This window comes from Mesorhizobium kowhaii, from assembly GCF_003253745.1.
Classification (GTDB): domain Bacteria; phylum Pseudomonadota; class Alphaproteobacteria; order Rhizobiales; family Rhizobiaceae; genus Mesorhizobium; species Mesorhizobium kowhaii.
On the sequence record NZ_MZXV01000072.1, the window covers coordinates 10,889 to 33,011 of the forward strand.

At 60.4% G+C, this 22,123-nt stretch carries 18 protein-coding genes and 1 pseudogene; 12 read left to right on the forward strand and 7 right to left on the reverse strand.

The genetic code is table 11. The annotated features are described in order from the left end of the window. The first annotated feature begins 66 nt into the window (after window positions 1–66). From bioB to B5V02_RS32460, 7 genes are all read left to right on the forward strand, one after another. Entirely contained in the window at window positions 67–1,038 is a 972-nt protein-coding gene (bioB, locus tag B5V02_RS32425) for a biotin synthase BioB (protein ID WP_425374440.1), read from the forward strand. Beyond that, entirely contained in the window at window positions 1,035–2,174 is a 1,140-nt protein-coding gene (locus B5V02_RS32430; RefSeq protein ID WP_111548088.1) for an 8-amino-7-oxononanoate synthase, read from the forward strand. The genes bioB and B5V02_RS32430 overlap by 4 nt, the downstream gene beginning before the upstream one ends. Then, on the forward strand, window positions 2,171–2,806 hold the full coding sequence (gene bioD, locus B5V02_RS32435) for a dethiobiotin synthase (protein ID WP_111548089.1): 636 nt from the start codon (window positions 2,171–2,173) through the stop codon (window positions 2,804–2,806). Before B5V02_RS32430 ends, bioD begins: the two co-directional genes overlap by 4 nt. Then, window positions 2,806–4,071 carry an adenosylmethionine--8-amino-7-oxononanoate transaminase gene (locus tag B5V02_RS32440; protein ID WP_111548140.1) on the forward strand — a complete coding sequence of 422 codons (1,266 nt, stop codon included), beginning with the start codon at window positions 2,806–2,808 and terminating at the stop codon, window positions 4,069–4,071. Before bioD ends, B5V02_RS32440 begins: the two co-directional genes overlap by 1 nt. Further along, the gene (locus B5V02_RS32445) at window positions 4,068–5,051 is read left to right on the forward strand and encodes a beta-ketoacyl-ACP synthase III (protein ID WP_111548090.1); all 984 of its coding nucleotides are present in this window, start codon (window positions 4,068–4,070) and stop codon (window positions 5,049–5,051) included. The genes B5V02_RS32440 and B5V02_RS32445 overlap by 4 nt, the downstream gene beginning before the upstream one ends. Window positions 5,052–5,109: 58 nt before the next feature. Beyond that, entirely contained in the window at window positions 5,110–5,562 is a 453-nt protein-coding gene (panD, locus tag B5V02_RS32450; protein ID WP_111548091.1) for an aspartate 1-decarboxylase, read from the forward strand. A 1,145-nt stretch (window positions 5,563–6,707) separates the two neighbouring features. Continuing rightward, window positions 6,708–7,175 (forward strand): Ros/MucR family transcriptional regulator, encoded by a 468-nt coding sequence (locus tag B5V02_RS32460; protein WP_111548093.1) that lies wholly within the window; start codon window positions 6,708–6,710, stop codon window positions 7,173–7,175. A 250-nt stretch (window positions 7,176–7,425) separates the two neighbouring features. Here B5V02_RS32460 and B5V02_RS32465 read toward each other — a convergent pair whose 3' ends face one another. Next, on the reverse strand, window positions 7,426–7,638 hold the full coding sequence (locus B5V02_RS32465; RefSeq protein WP_023749661.1) for a cold-shock protein: 213 nt from the start codon (window positions 7,636–7,638) through the stop codon (window positions 7,426–7,428). 473 nt (window positions 7,639–8,111) lie between these two features. On the opposite strand from B5V02_RS32465, the pseudogene B5V02_RS32470 reads away from it, so the two are divergent. After that, window positions 8,112–8,877, forward strand: a pseudogene (locus tag B5V02_RS32470) (aldehyde dehydrogenase family protein); the annotation flags it as partial. 251 nt (window positions 8,878–9,128) lie between these two features. Here B5V02_RS32470 and B5V02_RS32475 read toward each other — a convergent pair. The 4 genes from B5V02_RS32475 to B5V02_RS32490 all read right to left on the reverse strand — a co-directional run bounded on the left by B5V02_RS32475 (window position 9,129) and on the right by B5V02_RS32490 (window position 15,294). Then, a complete protein-coding gene (locus B5V02_RS32475; protein ID WP_111548094.1) occupies window positions 9,129–9,377 on the reverse strand; it encodes a DUF982 domain-containing protein in 249 nt (82 codons plus the stop codon). A 207-nt stretch (window positions 9,378–9,584) separates the two neighbouring features. Beyond that, entirely contained in the window at window positions 9,585–9,887 is a 303-nt protein-coding gene (locus B5V02_RS32480; protein WP_111548141.1) for a DUF982 domain-containing protein, read from the reverse strand. 404 nt (window positions 9,888–10,291) lie between these two features. Continuing rightward, a complete protein-coding gene (locus B5V02_RS32485) occupies window positions 10,292–12,250 on the reverse strand; it encodes a putative bifunctional diguanylate cyclase/phosphodiesterase (RefSeq protein WP_111548095.1) in 1,959 nt (652 codons plus the stop codon). 623 nt (window positions 12,251–12,873) lie between these two features. Further along, complete coding sequence (locus B5V02_RS32490) at window positions 12,874–15,294, reverse strand: bifunctional diguanylate cyclase/phosphodiesterase (RefSeq protein ID WP_111548096.1); 2,421 nt, start codon at window positions 15,292–15,294, stop codon at window positions 12,874–12,876. Window positions 15,295–15,757: 463 nt separating this feature from the next. Here B5V02_RS32490 and B5V02_RS32495 point away from each other — a divergent pair, with 463 nt between their 5' ends. Further along, window positions 15,758–15,961, forward strand: a complete 204-nt coding sequence (locus tag B5V02_RS32495; RefSeq protein ID WP_111548097.1) for a hypothetical protein — start codon at window positions 15,758–15,760, stop codon at window positions 15,959–15,961. Between the two features lie 252 nt (window positions 15,962–16,213). Then, window positions 16,214–16,636 carry a hypothetical protein gene (locus B5V02_RS32500; protein WP_111548098.1) on the forward strand — a complete coding sequence of 141 codons (423 nt, stop codon included), beginning with the start codon at window positions 16,214–16,216 and terminating at the stop codon, window positions 16,634–16,636. Window positions 16,637–16,992: 356 nt separating this feature from the next. Here the strand turns inward: B5V02_RS32500 and B5V02_RS42550 are convergent, their stop codons facing one another. Next, entirely contained in the window at window positions 16,993–17,241 is a 249-nt protein-coding gene (locus B5V02_RS42550) for a DUF309 domain-containing protein (RefSeq protein WP_342633889.1), read from the reverse strand. 216 nt (window positions 17,242–17,457) lie between these two features. On the opposite strand from B5V02_RS42550, the gene B5V02_RS32510 reads away from it, so the two are divergent. Together B5V02_RS32510 and B5V02_RS32515 are read left to right on the forward strand one after the other, a co-directional pair. Beyond that, window positions 17,458–19,107 carry an MFS transporter gene (locus tag B5V02_RS32510; RefSeq protein WP_111548099.1) on the forward strand — a complete coding sequence of 550 codons (1,650 nt, stop codon included), beginning with the start codon at window positions 17,458–17,460 and terminating at the stop codon, window positions 19,105–19,107. A gap of 210 nt (window positions 19,108–19,317) precedes the next feature. Then, entirely contained in the window at window positions 19,318–19,632 is a 315-nt protein-coding gene (locus tag B5V02_RS32515; protein ID WP_111548100.1) for a C40 family peptidase, read from the forward strand. A gap of 793 nt (window positions 19,633–20,425) precedes the next feature. Here the strand turns inward: B5V02_RS32515 and B5V02_RS32525 are convergent. Then, window positions 20,426–21,970, reverse strand: a complete 1,545-nt coding sequence (locus tag B5V02_RS32525; protein ID WP_111548101.1) for a Fic family protein — start codon at window positions 21,968–21,970, stop codon at window positions 20,426–20,428. Window positions 21,971–22,123 lie beyond the last annotated feature (153 nt).

A 22,123-nucleotide genomic window follows, 5' to 3' on the forward strand; every position in this document is an offset into this window, starting at 1 on the left:
CGAAAATGCGGCAAGCCAAGAACTGCGAGCGGGACGGACATGCACGACACCAATGCGACTAAGACGATGCCGCGGGCGCAATGCGATGATGGCGCGATGTGGACCCTGGAGAAGGCTCGCGCACTTCACGATGCACCTTTCAACAATCTGCTTTTCCTTGCGCAAACCGTTCACCGCCAGAATTTCGATCCCAACAAGGTCCAGATCAGCCGGCTCCTCAGCATCAAGACAGGCGGCTGCCCGGAGGATTGCGGCTATTGCAGCCAGTCGGCGCATCACGAGACCGGCCTGAAGGCGTCGAAGCTGATGGAGGTCGACCGCGTCATCGCGGAGGCGACCAAGGCGCGCGATGCCGGCGCCACCCGCTATTGCATGGGTGCGGCCTGGCGAAATCCCAAGACGCGCGACATGGATGCGGTGGTGGCGATGGTCGAAGGCGTCAAGGCGCTGGGCATGGAGACCTGCATGACGCTGGGCATGCTCGATCTTGAGCAGGCCGCTCAGCTGAAACAGGCTGGTCTCGACTATTACAACCACAACATCGATACGTCGGAACGCTACTACAGCGAGATCATCAGCACGCGCACGTTTGCCGACCGGCTCGACACGCTTGAGCATGTTCGCCAAGCCGGCATCAAGGTCTGCAGCGGCGGCATTGTCGGCATGGGCGAACAACCGGTGGACCGGATCGACATGTTGGTGACGCTGGCCAATCTGCCGGAACATCCGCAAAGCGTCCCGATCAACATGCTGATCCCGATCGCCGGCACCCCGCTTGCCGACGCCAGGCCGATCGAACCGATCGAATTCGTGCGTGTGATCGCGCTGGCGCGCATCATGATGCCGAAATCGCATGTCCGCCTTTCCGCTGGCCGCACCGCCATGACCGACGAAATGCAGGCGCTGTGCTTTTTTGCCGGGGCCAATTCGATCTTCGTCGGCGACACGCTGCTGACGGCGGACAATCCCGGCGAAGACAAAAATACCCTCCTGTTCCGCCGCCTTGGCATCGAGCCGATGGAGCTCGACACCCAATGAACGGGGCACCGCTGGCCCGGTACGAGGCGACCTTGCAGGGGCTGGCGCGCAGGGAACGGTTGCGGACGCTGTCGCCGCGCGCCGGGCTCGACTTCTCGTCGAACGACTATCTCGGGCTTGCCCCCTCTAAAAGACTTGGCGACGCGGTTGCGGCGGCGATTGCACGGGGCACGCCGGTCGGCGCCACCGGGTCGCGGCTGTTGCGCGGCAATGCGCCGGAGCATGAGCAACTGGAGGCGGACGCAGCGACGTTCTTCGGCGCCGACCGCGCGCTGTTCTTCGGCAGCGGCTATATCGCCAACTTTGCTCTGCTCACCGCGCTGCCGCAAAAGGGCGACCTGCTGGTCCTCGACGAGCTCGCTCATGCCAGCATGCACGAGGGCGCGCAAGCCGGACGCGCCAAGTTCGTGCTGGCCTCGCACAACGACGCCAACGCTGTCGAGGATGCGATCACGCGCTGGCGTGCCGAAGGCGGCGTGGGGCGCATCTGGATCGGAACCGAAAGCCTCTACAGCATGGATGGCGACCGTGCGCCGCTGGAAAGCCTGATCGCGCTTGCCGACCGGCACGAGGCATTCCTAGTCGTCGACGAGGCGCATGCCACTGGTGTCTGGGGACCGGACGGCCGGGGGCTGGCCGCCGCGTTCGAGGGCCGCGACAACATCGTCGCGCTCCACACATGCGGCAAGGCGCTCGGCGCGTCCGGCGCGCTCGTCACCGGGCCTAGAACGCTGTGCGACTATCTCGTCAACCGCTGCCGGCCATTCATCTACGCCACCGCGCCATCGCCGCTGATGGCGGTCGCGGCACGCGAAGCGCTCGCCATGCTGTCCGACGAGCCGATGCGCCGTGTCCAGTTGCATGAACAGGTCGCCTTCGCGGGCCGCCAATTGGCAGAGCGCTGCGGCGTGACGCCCAGCGGCTCGCAGATCCAGCCCTTTGTCATCTGCGACAACAGGCGCACCATGGCGGTGGCGGCGGCATTGCAGGCGCGCGGCTTCGACATACGCGGCATTCGTCCGCCGACCGTGCCCGAGGGCACATCGCGCCTGCGCATCTCGGTGACGCTCAACGTCGACGAAGACGACATTTCTGCGATGGTCGAGGCGCTCGTCGAGGTGTTGGCCTCGGCATGATCATGCGCATCGTCATCACCGGAACCGACACCGGAATTGGCAAGACCGTGTTTGCGGCTGGGCTCGCCGGCCTGATCGACGGTTTCTACTGGAAGCCGGTGCAATCGGGCCTCGACGGCGAGACCGACAGCGAGGTGGTCGCGCGGCTTGCCGGCTTGCCGCCGGGGCGCGTGCTGCCGGAAGCCTACCGCTTGAAGAGCCCGCTGTCGCCGCATCATTCGGCCGAGATCGACGGCGTCGCGATCAAGGCTGCCGATCTTACTTTTCCCGTCCTGCCGACGCCGCTCGTCATCGAGGGCCCGGGTGGGCTGATGGTGCCGCTTAACCGGCGCACAAGGTTCATCGACATCTTCGCTGAGTGGCGGCTGCCGGTCATTTTGTGCGCCCGCACCACGCTCGGCACCATCAACCACACGCTGCTGTCGATCGAGGCCCTGCGCGCCCGCTCCATCCCGCTGGCAGGAATCGCTTTCATCGGCGATGAGATGGCCGACACGCAACGGACAATCGTGGAAATGGGCGGCGTGCCACAGCTCGGCAGGCTGCCGCATATCGATCCGCTGACCGACAAAACGTTGAGAGCGGCAATGATCGCCGGCTTCGCCTTCGCCTCGATTGCGGGAGGCGAATGATGTCGCAGTCCAGTGTGTGGCATCCGTTCACGCAGCACGCGCTTGAGCCGGCGATTCCAGAAATCGTCCTGACGGAAGGCGCCTATCTCCACAGGGCCGACGGCACGCGTATCCTGGATGCCATCTCCTCCTGGTGGGTCGTCACCCATGGCCACCGCCACCCTCGCATCATGAAGGCTATCGAGACGACCGCGTCGAGCCTTGACCAGATCATCTTCGCCGGCTTCACGCATGAACCAGCCGAACGTCTGGCCAAGGCACTTGTCAGCCTCGCTCCCGCCGGACTCGACTGGGTGTTCTATTCCGACAGCGGCTCGACCTCCGTCGAGGTCGCGCTGAAGATGGCGCTCGGGTATTTCGGCAACATCGGCGCACCGCGCTCGCGCATCGTCGTCATGGAGCACAGCTATCATGGCGACACCATCGGCACGATGAGCGTCGGTGCCCGCGGCGTGTTCAATGCCGCTTACGAGCCCCTGCTGTTCGAGGTCGACACCATCCCCTTCCCGGCCGCCGGACGCGAACAAGAGACGCTGGATCGGTTCGAGGCAGTTGCCCGCGACCGGCGCGCCGCCGCGCTGATCGTCGAACCGCTCGTGCTTGGCGCCGGCGGCATGCTGATGTATCCGGCCTGGGTTCTCACCGAACTGAAGAAGATCGCCGAGGCCTCCGGCACGCTGCTGATCGCCGACGAGGTGATGACCGGCTGGGGACGAACCGGAACCATGTTCGCCTGCGAGCAGGCGTCCATCTCTCCGGATATTCTGTGCACCTCGAAGGGCTTGACCGGTGGCACGGTCCCACTGGCGGCCACGCTCGCCACCGATGCCATCTTCCAGGCTCATTATTCCGAAGACCGGAAGAAGACCTTTTTTCATTCGAGTTCCTACACCGCCAACCCGATTGCCTGCGCGGCGGCACTTGCCAATGTCGAGATCTGGCAGGACGAGCCGGTGGCCGAGCGGATCACCGCCTTGAGCGTGATGCAGGCCGCCGGGCTGCAACGCTTTCGGGACAATCCATATTTTGCCGACTGCCGAACCACGGGAACGATCGCAGCGCTCGACCTCCGAACCGGTTCCGCAGGTTACCTCGCCGAGATCGGGCCGAAACTGCGCGCTTTTTTCCTCGAGCGCGGTCTGCTCGTGCGCCCGCTTGGCAATGTCCTCTATCTTCTGCCACCCTATTGCATCACCGGCGAGGAACTGGACGGGCTCTACGACGCGATCGAGGAGGCCGGCGAACGCTTCGGGTCCAGGCCATGAGCAAGTCGTCTCGCATTCTCGGGTTTGGCCATCATGCGCCGTCGCGCAAGGTGGCGAATGCCGAGATCGAGAGCAATCTCGGCCTCGAGCCGGGCTGGATCGAAAGGCGTACCGGAATCCGCACCCGCTTCTGGGCAACTGACGAAGATACGCTGTCTGGTCTTGCCACGCAGGCTGGCGACATGGCGCTGGCGAATGCCGGTATTGACCGCAGCGACATCGGGCTGCTGTTGCTTGCCACCTCGACGCCCGACCACCTTCTGCCACCCAGTGCACCCCTGGTCGCGCACGAGCTCGGCCTTGGTCGCGCAGGCGCGGTCGATCTGACCGGCGCCTGCGCCGGCTTCATCTATGCGCTGATGTTCGCCGACGGGTTCACCCGCCTGCACGGCAAAGCGAGCCTTGTCATCGCGGCCAACATCCTCAGCCGCCGCATCAATCCGGCTGAGCGCGCGAGCTCAGTCCTTTTCGCCGATGCCGCCGGCGCCCTGGTGATTGGTCCTTGCGAGGCTCCCTATCAGGGCATTCTCGGCGCTTCGGTGGATTCCGACGGCTCGCGCTACGGGCTGATCCAGATCCCGGCGGGAGGAAGCAACATCCCGTTCCAAAGTGGTCTGGACCTAGAGCAAACCCGAATGACGATGACCGACGGCCGGGAAGTGTTCGCCAAGGCTGTCGAGATGATGACCGATTGCTCGACAAGCGCGCTTGCCGCTGCCGGAGTGCGACCACAGGATGTCGGCAGATTCGTGCCGCATCAGGCGAATGCCCGCATTTTCGATGCGGTTGGGAGGAACCTCGGCATAGCAGATCAAGCAATCGTCAAGACGATCGCCGACTACGGCAACTCTTCCGCCGCGACGATCCCGCTCTCGCTTTCGCTGTCCCATCAGACGGAGCCGTTTCGACCGGGCGAGAAAATTCTCCTTGCGGCAGCGGGCGCGGGTCTCAGCGGCGGTGCACTCGTCGTCGGAATTTAGCCGAGCGACCGGCCGCTCCGAGGACGGCAGGATTCATTATGGATAGGACAACAGACCCATGCGAAAACTAGTCGCCGGCAAGCTGCACGGCATCTACGTCACCGAAGCGAACCTCAACTACCACGGTTCGATAACGCTTGACCCTGACCACTGCGAAGAAGCGGGGATCCTGCCCATGGAATTCGTGGAGATATGGAACAAGAATTCCGGGGCGCGGATTTCGACCTATGTCATCCTGGGCGAGCGCGGTTCACGATGCTGTATTCTCAATGGAGCAGCGGCCCGCACTTGCCAGCCCGACGACCAGATCATTGTCTGCAACTCCATCTACCTGGACGAAGCGCATATTACCTCTCTGAAGCCCCGGATCGTTACGTTCGACCAGGATAACAACATACTCGACCGCCTAAGCTACTCCGTCGATCTTGACGCAGATGGCCGCTACACCTTCTCGATCCTTGACGAGACTGATGAGGCTTTGGCCATTCCTGCCATGGTCTCCGGGGCGTGACACCCGCCGCACATGTGACATCAGTGTTCGTCAATTGGTGGCCTGCTAGCAAGGCCGAGCCTGGCTCGTTGGTCATCGGCAAAATGTTCGGCGGGCGACTGCGTCTTGAACCGATGAACTGTCAGTTTGCCGTTCTCAACAATATGAACGGCCCATCCCCCACCGCAACGCTTGACGCGCACGTCGTTTGGTTCGCCAGCCACCATTGCCGCCCCTCATTTTCGTCGCCCTGGACCGAGACTGGAAGTCGCTCCATGCACGGCGAAAAACACCGGACCTTACGTTACGTCAAGCAAAGATTTTCTGACGGCTGGCGCCTTATGGATTTGACGGCGACAGCGGCTCTGGCCCGGGCTATCCCGAGCCGGCCGCATCTTGCATTCGGATCGATTTAGATGACCCGATCTTGCACGTTAATGCTGTCTTAATTATCCACAGCTAATGTCAGTGAGAACGCGTATTCAGTTCGAGTAGCTCTGCAAAAAGCCCGCCGCTCTTGCCCCCAAGAGTGGCGGGTTTTTCGATTGTGAACACTGACGCGGTCCGTGCGGATGCCGCCACAGCACAAGCGCCGTGGGCGTCTTCCCTGCCCCTTTCCATCAAGGTCGCGGCGCTACTTTTCGGGGCGATGGCTCGTCGAGGACGAAGCCGAACGCGCCAGCCGCCGGCTTTTGCTGATGCTGGGCATCGGACACCTCCAGCACGAGCCTTGGCGCCCGGATTCTCGGGGCAATCGTTTCCGGTCTCGACCAGATCGTTGCAGAGGAACAGGAGAACGCCTGTCCTACCGGCGAGTTCGATTCTGCTGCTTCACAGGCGGGCCAGCTCTGCTCGCAGAGGGAGCCACTATCGAGCGTGCCGGACCGGAATTCTCCGAATGATCGCTTCCGAACTTCAGCGTAGAAAAAGATCGAGAACAGGCTTGGCAGCGTTTCAGGTCAGGATCGCTCCCTCATGCTACATCAAGCAGGGATGGGCCAACCGCGGTCGGATCAGAATGCACAAGACGGCGGGAAGCGTCGCTATTGACCGCAGTGCAGGACGAGCATCGCAACAGTCCTGCCGGGGCTTTATTGCTTTCAGCGGCAACCGGCACTATGTAGCGACACTTCGCCGACTACGTTTCAAGCCGACCGGAGAGTTTCATGACAGAAGAAGCCGACAACAACATCGACGTCCTCATCGAGCTCACCGCCGATGTCGTCTCTGCCTATGTCTCGAACAATCCGGTCCCGGTGGGCGAACTCCCTGCCCTGATCGGCCAGGTGCACGCGGCACTCAAAGGCACGGCCGGTGTCAATGTTTCGGCCGAAGAACCGGAGGTTCTGAAGCCCGCTGTATCGATCAGGAAATCGGTGACCCCTGACCACCTCATCTGCCTTGAGGACGGGAAAAAGTTCAAATCGCTGAAGCGCCATCTGTCGACCCACTATGGGCTGACGCCAGACGACTATCGCGCCAAATGGGGCCTGCCGGCGGATTATCCGATGGTCGCGCCGAATTACGCCGCTACGCGCTCGGCATTGGCCAAGACGATGGGGCTCGGCCGCAAACCGGCAGAACCGGAACAGCCGGCACCAGCGAAGCGGACCCGCAAGAAGGTCGCAGCTTGATTTCAGCAATCGAGGTTTGTTCTGGGGCGCAGCTGCCATTGGCATAATCTGCATCTGTCCGGAATAAGAAAAGGCGGGGTCTACCCGCCTTCCCTTTCAAGCAGCCTGGCTCCCAAGGACTTCGCGCGGGCTCACAGCAGCCTGCTCCTCAAGCCGTCCGGTGAGCCCTGTTCTCCCCCTTATATCGCTCGACCAGCATATCCGGGCGGACCGCATCCCTCCGCTGCTGGTAGGAGTCAGGGAAAAAAATTCAGCCGGCTTTGCTGAGGCTGCCAGCTGAGGACTTGCCAGTGCGGCGGTCCTGTTCGATTTCATAGTTGATCTTCTGGCCGTCAGCGAGAGTCGAGAGGCCCGCCCGTTCAACGGCGGAAATGTGGACAAAAACATCCTGACCGCCATTGTCGGGCTGGATAAATCCAAATCCCTTGGTGCTGTTGAACCATTTTACCGTTCCAGTCGCCATGTGCGTTTTCCTTTGTAACAATTGCAATTTGGGCAGGCCGTCAGGCCGGTCCCGATTCATAACCGACTTTGGAGTAAGACGCCGCAAAAACGAGAAATCTGCAAGGCTCAATTTGACCGGCGGCTGTAACTCCTCATGGACCGTCCAGCGTCCGCCCGTAAAGGCTCACAACGACACGCGTTACGGCCCCCGATGCGATACCCAAGACGGACGGGGCTGGAAGCGCAATAGCTACCAGGCAGGGCGACGGGAAGTTGATCGTTTGGGGCAAATGGGGGCTATGGACGACGCCGCTGGCGGACGGTTCGGGCCTCGCCGGTATGGACGGAAGCTGGCCGTCGGCCTGTCCCGCGGCAGAGCCACTCGGCCCAAGCATGCGCGACTTTTCGTGAGAGGTGGTCCTATGCAAAAGCCATACGTGCGCAGTAGATGTCCACCCGGCCGGAGGCAAAGAGCCTTTTGGGGAATCGACATTGCCGCTGCTCCCACCTTTGATCCGCCACCTCAAATCTCCTGACCTGTTTGGCAGCCTTGACCGCGTGCGGGCGCTTGGCAAAGCAGTCAGTGAGCGGACATTTGAAGTCCTCAACCCATCGACGGACGAAGTGCTGGCAGAGCTTCCCGATATGGGCGTGGAGGAGACGCGCGTTGCGATCGACAAGGCCTATGTCGAGCGCCTGCATGGCCGCGCTGACTGCCCGTGAGCGCAGCGATGTTCGGTGGCGATGGCATCAGTTGATCATCGACCACGCCGATGACCTTGCCGCGATATTGACCGCGGAGATGGGCAAGCCGCTTGCGGAAGCCAGGTCGGAAGTGTCGCATGCCGTGGCCTACCTGCAATGGTACGCCGAAGAGGCCAACCGCATCTATGGCGAGACCATCTCCGCACCATCGACGGACCGTCGCTTGCTGGTGATCAAGCAGCCGATCGGCGTCGTCGGCACGATCACACCATGGAATTTCACGGCTTCCATGGTGGCGCGCAAGATCTCGCCGGCCTTGGCGGCGGGCTGCACGATCATCCTCAAGCCCGCTGAACAGACGCCGCTCGTGGCTGGCGCGATGTTCGCCCTTGCGCATCAGGCTGGCTTTCCCGAAGGCGTCGTCAACCTAGTCTACGCGTCTGAGGGCGATGCCGTCGGACGCGAACTCTGCACAAACCTCAAGGTCCTCAAGATCAGCTTCACCGGCTCGACCGTGGTTGGCCGGCTGCTCAGTCTCGAGCTCGGCGGGTCTTTGAACATGTAAAGCAGGTCGCACCTCGATGGGCGGCGGCTCCGGACCCGCTGAAACTGTCGCATTCGTCACCTTGAGGTCAGCTTCGCACCGACGCCGCTGTTGTGCCACAGTCAAGCAAGCGGTCGCCTCGAGGTGGGCACGTCCTCGGAAGCGTCGGGTATCGGACCTGGACAAGCGTTCACATCATCGTTCCACCCCACCGGCTGTCCCGGCGATGGCCGTCAGCAGGTCCTGAGCATCCCAGCTTTCTAATCGCTGCGCAGAATCTTTGCTTCAAGCGCGGCTGCTACGAAAGCTCTTCGAGCTGCCGCTGGATAAGCCTCACCGCGCAATACCTGCAGACAGGCATCCATCGCGGCCTTCCGTTTCGCGGTCTGACGTTGAAGATCACGCAGCAAAATAGCGGCCGCGTCATTGACCTCGAACACGATCCGATCTGAGCTGTGAAGGCTAAGCCGAACAACGACTGGCCTCTCAAATCTGCTCAATCCGGTCATGTCTCCGCTCCTGCGAAGCAAATAGCCTCGATCGCACCTTGGCCCGGCCGAACGGTTCGGCTGCTCACTGAACCTCGCCCCTCGCGATCGATGTGCGGTACCTGATTCATGGCGGGGTTGCGCCGCTAATGTCGAGACCTGCTTCTGCTTTCTGCTATCCGTGAAATCCCGACACAATGCCCCCTCGGCGTGCCCCGTGCCAGACGCCTAAACCTGCACTTTTCCACGGCCGGACTTGCAGGCAGCGAGCCATTGCATGGCGGAAATTGCATCTTCTAATATGGCGGCCCGTTTCGCAAAGCCGAAAAAGGCATTGCGTGCTGCGCTTACAGGTTTTCGCCCATCGTATGCATCATAGCAGGTCCTGAGGGCTGCCTCGTGGATCACGTCTCTGCGATCTTCTGGCCATTCGTTGAGGAAATCGATGGCGTCCGCAAGGCTGGCAATCTCCTGCACGATGTAGGTTGCACGCTTTACGAAAACTGGGCTGCTGAAAGCCTCAGGGTTCATTGGTTCCTCCGACCTACTGAACGACTGGTCTGCGTGAACAGGCGCTTCATCGACACCCGCCGACACTCGCACAATGTGTTGTCAGGGCAATGACGGTTCAAGAGGAAGGTAGCGGCGTGATGCCCTCCGGTAGGCCAGCAGGCCGATTCCATACATACTGTTGCAAGAGCGGCTCATCAGGTGGCAAAAAAATCTGCATCGTTCCGACCATTTCGCACGAAACGCTTGGTACATCTTCCGGCGTTGACCCGCCACAAGGAAGCGGCTCCGCACCCTCCGCTTCGTCACAGGGCTATTCCCAGGGTTGTACGGACTTGCGGCCTTCAGCCTACCTGAGCAAGGCAACGTGACCGTCGAGATACGAGACAACCGGACCATCGCCGCAAAAGTGCCGGTCCTGCTATTCAAGTACTTAGCTCCTGACCCACCGGCTCCGCGGCAATGCCAGGAATTTCGCCTATCCGGAGAGGTTTCCCGATTAAATAGCCTTGAGCTTCATCACATCTGACGCAGCGCAGATAGTCGAGCTGTTCGGGAGTTTCTACGCCTTCGGCTGTTACCTCGATTCGAAGCTCATGCGCCAACTCAACCAACGATCTTACAATCGCAGCGCAGTCCGCATCGGTGAGCATATCCTGGACAAAAGATCGGTCGATCTTGAGGCGCGAAAGAGGCAGTTTACGAAGATAGGTCAGTGATGAATAGCCGGTGCCAAAATCGTCAAGTGCAACTGTGACGGATAGAGAAACTAACGATTGTAAGAATGAAATCGTTTCTTCAAAATTCGAAATCAGCACAGTTTCTGTGATCTCGACCTCGAGTCTTCGGGGCTCCAAGCCGGCTTCAGCCAAGGCCACTACAATTCCATCCAGCAAGGTCTTGTTCTTAAGCTGCAGTACCGACAAGTTGACGGAGACCCGTAAGTCGCGCGGCCAGCGCGCCGCTGCCAAACAAGCCGTTTTGACGACCCAGTGTCCGATGGAGTGAATCAAACCCGTTTCTTCAGCGATGGGTATGAACTCCGACGGAGGGATTGGGCCAAGGGTCGGATGCTGCCACCGCAGAAGCGCTTCAAAACCTCGGATGCGATCGTTCCCGAGGTCGAGAAAGGGTTGAAATGCGAGCCAAAGCTGGTCGTTGGCGAGCGCAGATGACAGATCGCGTTCAAGGGCACGGCGCCTTGCAGCGGCTTCATCGTCGCTTGCGCTGAAAAACTGGATGGACCGCGCCCCCAGCGTCTTAGCCCTGTATAGCGCGGTGTCGACGCACCGCAAGAGTTGGTTGGCATCCAAACCGTCAGTGGGCGCCAAAGCGATACCGATAGAGGCCCTCCAATAAATTTCACGTCCTTCGATCAAGAAAGGGGCGCGCATGGCCTCTATGATCTGTTTGGCCAAGGACCTGATCTGATCTGGCCTGATATCGCGCGTGGCAATTATTGCAAATTCGCCGCCCTCCAATCTGGCAATGCCATCGCTCTCCCGCGTCGATCTCCGAAGTCTCGCAGCGACTTCGACCAAAAGGGCATCCGCCATGGCTCGGCCAAAACGATCATTCACCTCGGCAAAATTGTTAAGATCGAACAAAAGCAACGCACAGTGCTGGTCAAACTGCTTTGCGTCCACCAACGCGTTCTCCAGCCGCTCGTTGAAGCTGAACCGGTTTGGCAGTCTCGTTAGAACATCCCTGCGAATGGCATTTTCGCTTTCCGCTTGCAGAATGAAGCGTTGGGTAAATTCGACCGCGTGAGCAAGCACTGCACGAAACAGCGTGATGGCGTAGCTAACTATCAGGATTGCAACGGGCAGATTGACGGCGCCTTCCATCCACACAATCGCAACCGCCGAACCGACGAAGATCGGCAGCGTATACGCGATGGCCGCAATAGGAATCGTGGAGAAAGAAGCGGCGCCGCCTGCGATCATCCCGGCGCTCAGGCAGGTAATGACGACCTGGGCGGCACTTGTTGCCCCGCTGAAGAACAGGACGGGAAGTGCTCCCCACCAAGTGCCGAACAGGAAGGCGTTCCGCACCAGGTTTTGCGTTGCTCGGCGAGACACTGACCTTGGTTTGACTGGCTGAAACGATAATCTCGCTCTTAGGCCTACGAACCCGGCGGCGACGATGATAACACTCGCCCAGAGGATGGCTTTCGTTTGGTCCGGGGAGCCCCAAAGCGCCATAACAAGAGTGGCCGCATTGAGTATGTTCGCAACCATGCCGAGAGGCGTGTTGCGAAGCACGATACTGACCTGCTCCGCCCTGATTCGGCCGGCAAGTGGTTCGATTGTCGAGGGCCCGCCAAAAACTCGCAGGTCTCCCGCCAGAAGATCACCAAACCTTGCGGCATACAGACGCTGCATCACTCTTTCACTCCCCCCACGCTAGAGTAGTAGCTGCGTGTTGGTCCCCTAGCATCGAACACTTCGGAAAAAGTAAATTTCAACCGCAAAAATTGTACAGCCCAGTTGGGAAACGGAGGGCTTCGGAAATTCGAAGATAGCGAAAACCGCGATGCTCCGTTAGCACATCGCCGACATAACCTGATCCTACATGTCTTCGCAATTGTCTGTTGGCGATCGCGCTTTCTTTTTCGACACCTGCTAGACTAAGCTGGTTCAATGAGCCGGCTCATTCTTGAAGGGATCGAAATTCGGCGATGGTTTCGACCTCGTCATCTTCGAGTTCGTCGCTCGGGAGAAACGCCGTTATCCCGACGCCGCGTTCTGTCTTACCGGTGTGACGTTTGCATGCGCCCGAACCGCACTCTCCAGGACAAGCATCAGCGGCACGGCGAACCGCTGCTCGAGGCGCTACGCCCGTTCGATGTAACGCGGGAAGGCGCAGCCGTCGATCGCGGCTGGGCGGGCAGAACCGAGCTGCCGAAATGCGCCGCCCTCAGCATAGGAGCTGTTGACCTGTGGAACACCGCACCATCTCCGAACGCTCGCGAGTGTCACCACGAAACGTGCGACGCGCTTGCGCACTACGCCGCGCTGTTCTTGACCAGGCGCAGTTCGTGGTTGCTCTGCCGTCGGGAAGCGGGCGTCCTGCCTTTGCCGCTCGTATGCTGGGCGAAGTCGGAAATCGGGCAGGGTCGGCCAAGTAGGTAACCCTGGATCGCATCGCAGGCTTCTTGCCGCAAGAAGGTCAGCTCCGCGTCCGTTTCGACACCCTCTGCCAGGACCGGGAGCTTGAGGCCCCGAGCGAGGCCAAAGACCGCACGCATGACCGCAGCCGCCTCATCGCTGGTATCCACCGCCCGGATAAGAGACTGATCGACTTTGATCTTGTCAAACGGGAATGCCCGCAAATTCGATAGCGACGAGTATCCGGTGCCAAAATCATCCATGGCAATTTGAACCCCAAGGCTTTTGAGCTGACGCAGGGCAGCGAGCGCCCGCCCGATATCCTTGATCAGGCAAGTTTCGGTTATTTCCAGCTCGAGGCGGAACGGATCGAGACCGGTTTCTTTCAGCACTGCCCCGACCAGCTCGGGCAAATTCCCGCCGTGGAGTTGCATGGCCGAAACGTTGACGCTGATTGCTAGCGGTTGTTGCCAGCTTGCCGCTTCGGCGCAGGCGGTCCGCAGCACCCATTCACCGATCTTCAGAATGGCGCCACATTCTTCAGCGACCGGGATGAACACCGCCGGCGGAACTGCGCCGCGTTCCGGATGATCCCACCGCAGCAGCGCTTCGAAACCGAACACCTCGTTGGACTGGAGTTGCGCCTGCGGTTGATAGACGAGGCGGAGTTCCTTGCGCGAGATCGCGTGACGGATGTCGTGCTCGAACTGGCGGCGATCGCGCAGATGCTCGCCCATGGACGGCTCAAAAACGCAATAAAGGCCACGCCCCTGCATCTTTGCCTCATAAAGCGCTGCGTCGGCATGGCTCAGAAGCGTCTCCCGATCGGGTGCATCGTTCGGGAATACAGCGATGCCTATGCTGGTGCCGATGGTGACGCCGGCAGGCAGGTTGGCGCCTGTGTCGTTGAATGCGTCCAGGATGGCTTCAGCAGTGCGCGTCGCATAGCCCGCGCTCGGCAGACCGGGAACAATCACAGCGAACTCGTCGCCGCCCAAGCGCGCAACCATCTGCCCTGGCTTAAGGACGCCCCTGATCTTGTCGGCCACACACTGCAGCACAGCGTCTCCGACGAGATGGCCGAAGAGGTCGTTGATCTCCTTGAAGCGGTCGAGATCGAGGAAGAGGACGGCAAGGCACCTCTCAGCGCTGCGATGCGTCGCAAACTCGGCCTCCAGCTTTTCGTTGAAGCTCGTGCGGTTTGGAAGCTTGGTCAAGGGATCGTGGTGGGCAAGGAAATGAATCTCCTCCTCCGCCCGCTTGCGCCCGCGGATATCGCGCACGGCAAGAACCTGGTGTTGCTTGCCGGCATAGAGCATGCTGTGCCGGATCAGCTCAACCGGGACCGTACTGCCGTCCGTCGCGCATAGCCCCACCTCCAGCGGCGTTTGCGCAGTGCCCGTGAACTCGCCTTGGGAAACGGCGGGAAAGAAGGACGCGAGCGGGCGGCCGGCCGGCTGAGAGCCGTCGAGGCAGGCAAGCGCGGCGAAACTGCGATTGGCTGCCACGATCTCAGTTTCGTTGCACACGATCAGCCCCTCGACGGCCGCGTCGGCCAGCTCCTGCATACGCGCTGCCTCGCCGGCGCGACGGAGATCGCGCACGTCGAGGGCGAGGCCGATGATGGCCAAAAGGATGATGAGGATCGAAACGAGGGCTACGCCAGCCGCCATCCAGTCCGCCGGCAACGCCGTTGCGGAAATGACAATGCGCGGGTCTGGCATGATTGCAGCCGCGGCCATCGCCGTGAAATGGTGGCTGCAAATCGCTACCGTCAGCACGAGGCTGCCGAGCGCCTTCCACTTGACCGTGTTGGCGTGAAGGGCAACCGGCAATGCGGCCGCGCCGAACAGCCCACCAAGAATGATTGAGGCGGCGACGAGCGGCACGTCCCAGACGACGCGGCCCGCGATCTCGAATGCGGCCATGCCGGTGTAGTGCATCACCGCGATGCCGCCTCCCACGATCGCACCCCCGATCCAGCGTCCATGTGGAACGCGTGGCGAGATGCCGATCGTGAGACCCGTCCCGGTCAAGGCGATCGCGGCCAGCAACGACATGATCGTCAAGGCGATGTTGTAGCCGCTCGGTACGGCGGGCTGGAAGGCCAACATGGCTATGAAATGCGTCGCCCAGATGCCGAAGCCGGTGGCGATCGCGGCGACAGCTAGCCAGATCCGTCGCATTTCGCTTTCACTGCGCCCGACATGGTGGAGGAGGTTCACGGCCGTGAACGAGGCCAGGGCGCAGATGAAGGCGGCCAGCGCGACCAGACGCAGATCATGCTGCGTCGCAATACAAGTGTAGACTTTCAGCATGCTCTTCCCCCAAGCAGGATGATCACCCCGTCTGGGAAGAAATCTACGACCAAAACTTGAATAAAGCGCTTAAGCGAAAAATCCACTTTGATTATCGTTACCGAAGGTTGTGAAGGAACTCCACAGGCTCGCTGCAGAATGGGCGGGCCGGTAGCGCCGTAAATGGGAACGCCTGATTCTAGGCTTTGCAGTATGTTTGCCTAAGGCTACGGGCGTGAGGCGAACTCAGCGGAGGCCGTCGATGTCGAGCTGCGCTTGCGGTCGGCGATGTCGCCGGCGGAGCTCGAGGTCCAGCGCAGGGGCTACGCTACCACTCTACACTGACGACCGGTGATCCAGGCAATCGAGCAAGGGTGCCGTACCACCCCGCGCGTCTGGATCAACGACAATGAGGGCTGCGGAGCAAGCCTGGTCAGCGCCACCTTCTTGCGGCTTCTCAACCCGGTGGAGGGAAGCCGATGCGATGGGCACCAACTGCGGCTTTGGGATTGCCGAGCGCTTGCCGATCGGCAATCTGTGTCCGCCCACTCATGACATCCAGCATGCTTCCATCAGCAGCATGAATCAGTTGCAGGTGACCGATTCCAAAAATGCGTTGGACGGGACCGATATGCTCAGGAACATGGGAGTATGGACAAGGGTGGCGGTCATCTTCATTGCATTTTGAATATTTTACGGATTCGCCGATGGGCCCAACAAAGGCGGCTGCGTAGGCGATATGATCGTATGGCGATCACCCTGAAAGCTGGACAAGAGATCGCGAGCGCGGGCCCGGGTGCCGGCGGGGAGCCGCTTTCGTCGTGGCTTGGACGGCGGCAACGCCTCCGAAAACCTTTGGAGAATGCGTGGCGGCGGGTGGACGAAAGCGTGCGCTCCGCCTAGAGGACACTCGCAACTCCCCTAAGTCCGCGAGATCACTATGAGGCAGCCGCAGCGACCCTTTGTCGTCGAGATCAAACAGAAGCGTGGGCTGGTGAAGCGGCCACAGTCGATCTGGGGCAGCATCGACCTGGCTGCCATCGCGAACGAAGTCGCGGAAGCGAAGACGGAAGGTGCGATCGCCAAAGCGACGCCGCAGCCGACTTTTTCCGAAGATCTTCGTTCTCAGCCCGTGCCAACCACGAGCGAAGCGGTATCCGACGTCAAGGACGTGATCATGCCCGACGGATCGTCTCCCAAGCCGCCGACGGTTGAGGAAGCGCTGGTTCCTGAGGCACCGACCGCACTGACGGGAGGCAGACGAACCCGCAAGTTAAAGCGGTGGCAGAAAGATGTTCCTTTGCCGCGAGGTCAGCGATGGAAGCGGCGCCTGCCTTGGGTGCTCCGCCAGATCCGGGCCTAGCGGTAGATAGGCCGCTCCAGATTGAAACTGCCCTTGTGACTGTTCATGACAATCGGCAGCTCATCCAGCTAACGAAGAGCCGCCCTGTCAGCCGCTCTCGGATTTGGGTGCGAGGATGAAATCGAAGACTGGCTGAGGCGGTTGGCCCGGCATCGGCTCTCGCAAAACAACCGGGAGAGTTGTGGCCGCTTCGGCTTCGACCGCGGGGGGGGCGGGTTTCATTCCAATTGCGGCCTCAAAGAGCCGGCTCGGCAGAAGCGCCACCTGACGAAAGAGCGCTGCAGCTCTTGCGGCATGGCGCGCGGCAGCGACCCTCTTTCCCTGGCGGATCTTCACCCCGGCCGCCGCCAATAGGATCAATCCCTTGAAGAACAGGGATGCTGGGCGCTTTGTTTCGCAGCATGCCATAGAGGCTCCCACGCCTCATGAGCTTCCCAGTAATAGCCGTGGTTGAAAAGGTCGATTCCCCATCGGAACACGTTTGAGCTGAGTGATTCCTCGACCGTAACAACAGTCCCCGGATCGCTTTGGTAACTGTAACCCAACGGGTCGCGGACCGGATGTGGATGTTTGCCAGGCAGGTATGCGTAGCCCGGGAAATTCATTTCGGGCAGCAGGCGAGGACGTCACATAGGCCAGCAATCATGAAAGCGCGGTGGTGGCAATTCCAGATGAAGTAATCGCTTGCGCCAGAGTGCCAGCGGTAAAGAAATATCTTGCGCTGCCCCGACAAAATGCGCTCATGGGATCCTTCCTCCATGGGCACGTGCGCCGGGAGGGCACCTCTAACCGACCGATAGACCGAGGAAGGGCTCAACCCAATGAGCAGGGTGGCGCGCGAAGATGCGAGTCCAGCTTCGTCGGCGACATTTGCGCCGCTCGAGAATGCGACCTTTCGTTCGATCTGGCTTGCCACACAGGTCGCCAGCCTTGGCTGGCTGATTCAAACCGTCGCCATCAGTTGGCTGATGGCGACCATCTCGACCTCGGACGTGATGGTCGCCCTGGTGCAGGCTTCGACCACACTACCCGTATTTGTCCTGTCGATCTTCGCCGGGGCCCTGGCTGACAACTACAGCCGCCGCAATCTCATGTTCGCCGGCTGGTGCGCGATAGCGTTGTCCTCGGCGATGCTGACTGTTCTTGCGGCGCTGGGGATTTTCAATCCTTGGATGGTTCTCGCCTTCAGCTGTTTGGCCGGAGCGGGAGCCGCGTTCACCGATCCCGCCTGGCACGCGTCGGTGGGCGATATCTTGCGAAAACGCGAAGTCCCGGCCGCGGTCACGCTCATCTCGGTTGGATACAATGCCATTCGAAGCGTGGGCCCGGCGCTCGGTGGCATCGTCGTTGCCTCCTTTGGACCGCTGACAGCTTTCGCTGTGGCGACACTGACCTATCTAGCCCTGCTGGGGACCATAGGGCGCCGCAAATGGGATGTTCGCCCTTCACCTCTCCCGCGCGAGCCATTGACCACTGCCATCCATGACGGAGCGCGCTTCACGGCCCTGTCGGCGGAGATCAAGGCGGCAATCGCGCGTGGAGCGCTTTTTGGCCTGACCAGCATCTCCATACTCGCGCTCCTGCCTCTCGTTGCCCGCGATCAGCTAGGCGGAGGACCAATCGTTTATGGTGTCCTGATGGCCGGCTTTGGGACCGGCGCCTTGTGCGTCGGCATTTGCAACAATGTCTTGAGGCGGTCTTTGTCCCAGGAGCGGCTGACAACACTGGCATGCATTGCCTGTGCGGCATGTTGTCTATCTCTTGCTCTTACCTCCACAGTGGTGGTGGCGGCTATTGCGCTGGCGCTCGGTGGCGCGGGCTGGGTCGTCACCTGGACGGGGCTTGACGTGAGCGTCCAATTGGCAAGCCCAAGGTGGGTCGTCGGTCGCACGCTCTCGATCCACTATGCCCTTTCGTCTGGCGGTATCACGGCCGGCAGTTGGCTGTGGGGCACAGTGGCTGAGAACTATTCGCTCACCACAGCCCTGGAATCTTCCGCTGGTGCGCTAATAATGGTCGCGGCCACCGGGCTCCTGATGCCTATCCGCCAATGGCAGGACTCTGATCAGGATCCTTTTGGCTTCGAAACGCCGCAGCTCGCTCTCGATCTGAAGCCGAGAAGCGGGCCGATCGTTGTCAAGATCGAGTACTCAATACCGGAGGCGAACGTCGAAGCTTTCCTGGACCGGATGCAGGAACGACGGCGCGTGCAAAGCCGCGTCGGTGCTCGCCACTGGAACCTCCAGCGCGATCTTCAGGATCCCTTGCTTTGGACAGAAACCTTTCGTACGCCGACCTGGATGGACTATCTGCGGCTGAATCATCGGCTGACAACGGCGGACAAGGAGTTGGACCAACATCTGCTCGAATTGAACATGGGAGCTCCACCTCTTACCAAGCTATCGATTGAGCGACCGACCGGGGCAACCCGCAAGCGGGCTCAATCGACGCGATTTTTCTTCCGGCTGTGAACGCAGGGTTTGGGCCGGTAGGGCTTGGTGGGCGCGGCGGCATGATCGCTTGTACGAGACCGTTCCGTCCTGGATGCTTCGGTCAGTGATTCTGGGCGTGCTTGAACCACTCGCCGGACATTTAGGGCTGCGTATCACACGGTCCGGCAAGAAGCTCACGGCGATGGCAATCTGATGGATGCAGTTCGATGACGGTCAGGCAGGGCGGCTATGAAGCGCATCCAAATAGACAGTGTCGAGCCAGGAGACATTATGTTCACGGCTCGACCACGTAGCAAGGTTGTCCGCTTTGCTACGCAGGGCATCCTGTCTCACGCTATGATTTGCGTACAGCATGGATCCTTCATCGACTCGACGATGGATGGCGTCCAGGCGCGCAATCTTCAGCGCGAGCTGTTCGAGGACAACGAAAAGGTGTTTCATTTCCGCCTGAAAGAGCCCGTTGCTCCCGAAATCTTGTCGAATATCATCGATTATGCCCGCGCTGAGATCGGAGCGCGCTATTCCCTGCCTGAGGCCATCTGATCAATAGGCGGGGTACGCAAACCGAGGTCGAAACGCCAGTTCTGTTCCCGTCTGGTCGCTAGGGTTTACAAGAGGGCAGCGCCGTGCGTCGTCCCGGCGCAGGAAGGTCTCGCTGACGTAGCGACCTTTGCGACGGACCTGGATACGCCAGGAACCGGACGAGAGCTTTGTGTAGGTGGCCATTTTTTCGTGTGCGCTCCGTGTGCACTGAGAGATCGAAACGTGGCGAAAAGGGTCGTATGTGCACTCGGCAGGTTCTAACGATTTGATGTTAAAGAAAAAATGCTGAAAAATCAAGATCATAGAGTGGCCATGGCGCCCATGATGGACTGGACGGATCGAGTCGGGTCTGCGGACTTTCCTCGAGGCCGGCAGCGGCCCCGTGGACACGGCAGGGATGATGGCACTCATTGAGGCTCTTTTGCTCATGCATTGGAGACCCAGATCGGTGCCGGAAGGATGAAAAGACGCTTTGGTCGACCCTGCCCAAACAGGACCTCGGGCGTAACTCCCGCAAAGCGTTTGTGCCGTCTCTAGCAGCAGTATGAACTGGATCAGGTTCAACGGATCACTGCGCCGCGAAAGCCAGCCGTATCCCACCCCTTTGCCGCCCGGATGAATGCCTCAGGTTGAACGGGACGGTGCTATATTTTGTGAAGCGCATTTGGCCGGCGGAAAAAACTGGGACGGAAAGCTCGTGCATGTGTCGGCCACAAATCACGCCTCGAACCAAGAGAGGAAAGGGATAGCCAAACCGTCGGACTAAAGATCAATCGTTATGATGCTCACGCCTTCAATCCATACCGAAGGTTCGCGCGTAGATCGCCTCGATCCGCCCTGCCTCGTCATTGGTCAGTGCGGCGAATTCGTTTTCGCGGGCGCGGTTCGACAGATGACCACCATTCTGGTGAAGGAAACGGAAGAGCAGATCGGTCAGACGTTCGGGCATGTCGATAAAGGCATCCACCTGTTGCCGGAATCGATCGTAGCGTTGCAGAAAAGCGGATTCCTCGGGAAGGTCTCGTTCGATCGTCCGCTGGACGCAGGCATAGAGGAATTCGGCGTGTGGGGTTGCATCGAAGAATCGGTAGAAATCCCCCGTGTCATTCAGCACCCGGACGTTGAATTGCGGCGTCGGTTCCCATTCGACCAATGGCAGAAGGCGCTGCGAATAACTCTCGAGCACGCGCCTGTACTCGTCGATCCGGTCCAGGATCGCGGCCGAGACGGGAAACACCACTCCCGGCGGATTGAAGCCGTACATGGCAAGGACATGGTGGATTAGGTAGCGGTGAATGCGGCCGTTTCCGTCCTCGAACGGGTGGATGTAGACAAAGCCGAAGGCGAGGATTGCGGCGGCGATAACTGCATCAAGGTTTTGCGCGGGGCCTTGATCGAAGGCCACCATCCCATCGATGAGCCGCGGCAGGTCCTCAGGCCGAGCGCTGATGTGATCGGGTAGGGGCATGCGGTTATCTCGGTCATGCTGGCCGACGAAGGCTCCTTCCTTTCGGAAGCCAAGTCTCACGAAACGGGCATCGCCGAGTACAATTCTTTGCAGACGCAGCAGCTCATCGCGATCGATCGGTTGGCGGCCGGCTTCGCCGATGGCGCGGCCCCAGCGTTGGATTCGGTCTTGCGGCGGGCGCTCGCCCTCGATCGCGTAGCTTGATCGCGAGTCTTTGAGCAAAAGAAAGGCGGCGGTCCGAGCAAGGAGGTCGCGCGGCACGTCCGCTACGATTCCCTCCGCACGCCTCGGCAGTTCAAGGCCAATGAATTTTTCGAGAGCCTTGGTGCGGAACACCAGAGGGCAGAACTCAGGCGTGCCTGGGAGATTGTCCCTTATGCGGTAGCGCGAAGCGGTCTTCACGGGTCCGGACCATTGCAACTCGGGATCGACAACCGGAACGTAGCGTCCGGCATCCGCGTCGGGCAGATCGAGACGCGCGCCCGTCAGCCATTCATATAGAAACCAGATGCGGCGGGCATAACTGCCGGTTGGGCGTTCACGGACCAACGCCTCGATCGGTACGGGACCGGTGACCTGGAACAGCCGCTTGAGGACGGCAAGGTCGAGCCCCTCGTACTTGAGCGCGAAGGTAAGGTGGCCTTCGACGGTTGGATGTGGGGCATGGCGGGGCGTCATGATCCTCCAGCCGTCCCGTTCAGTAATTCGATGATGCTCGCCAATGGCGGACAACGTGCGAGGCAAGGGAACGGCGAGCCCGTAGGCTCCTATCAGGGCGCTGTATCCGGCCGGGATCGCGGTCTCCGGAAGGCGTATTTCCTGAAAAACGATAACAGGTCCTGAAAATTGGTGCTGCTGCGCTGCAGCCATGAAAATCGGACCCTTCGCTCGAATTTTGGTTTCAAGCCAGCCAAAACCGTGAAGAATGATCTTACCACACGAAAATTGGTCCTAAAAGACGAATTTCGCCGAAAACAGATTCCCAAGCATTACATAAGACCGCTGATTTGTCCTCCAACCCCT